The organism is Pseudomonas sp. K8 (genome assembly GCF_014889455.1).
GTDB classification, from domain to species: domain Bacteria; phylum Pseudomonadota; class Gammaproteobacteria; order Pseudomonadales; family Pseudomonadaceae; genus Aquipseudomonas; species Aquipseudomonas veronii.
The window spans coordinates 1-648 of record NZ_VJWO01000191.1 but is presented as its reverse complement, the minus strand read 5'-3'; the positions used below and the strand labels follow the sequence as shown (position 1 = coordinate 648).

The 648-nt window shown below is 66.4% G+C and carries 1 protein-coding gene; it reads right to left on the bottom strand.

All coding sequences use genetic code 11. From position 1 onward, the window contains the following. Positions 1-648 (bottom strand): ATP-binding cassette domain-containing protein (locus INT12_RS32125; protein WP_193059232.1); only part of this gene is annotated, 648 nt, incomplete at both ends.

The window sequence follows — 648 nt, the reverse complement described above, 5'->3', positions numbered from 1 at the left end:
CGCGACCGACCATGCAGGTGACCAACTGGTCGTGACTCAGCGCACGCATGTCGTCGAAGGTACGCACGTAGCGGCCGTCCTTGAACACCGTGACCGCGTCGCAGATGCGGAACACTTCTTCCATGCGATGGGACACGTACAGCACCACTTTGCCCTCGTCGCGCAGGCGCGTGATGATCGCCATCAGCCGGTCGATCTCGCGGGCCGACAGGCTGCTGGTGGGCTCGTCGAAAGCGATCACATGCGCGCCACGCGACAGCGCCTTGGCGATTTCCACCAGTTGGCGCTGGCCCAGGGACAGGCGCCCGAGCTTTTCCTGCGGGTCGATTTCATCGGCCAGGCCCTTGAGGCACGCCAGCGCCCGCTGGCGTAGCTGGCCGCGATTGACCACGCCGAAACGCGCCGGCAAATGCCCGAGGAACAGGTTCTCGGCGACGCTCATTTCCGGCACCAGATGCAGCTCCTGGTGGATCACCGCGACGCCGCTGGCAATGCTGTCGGCCGCGCATTTGAAGGCCATGGTCTGCGCGCCGATCTGCACGCTGCCGCTGCTCGGGATGTAGGCGCCGCCGAGGATCTTCAGCAGCGTCGACTTGCCCGCGCCGTTCTCGCCCATCAACGCGTGGACCTGCCCCGGGTGGGCGGTGA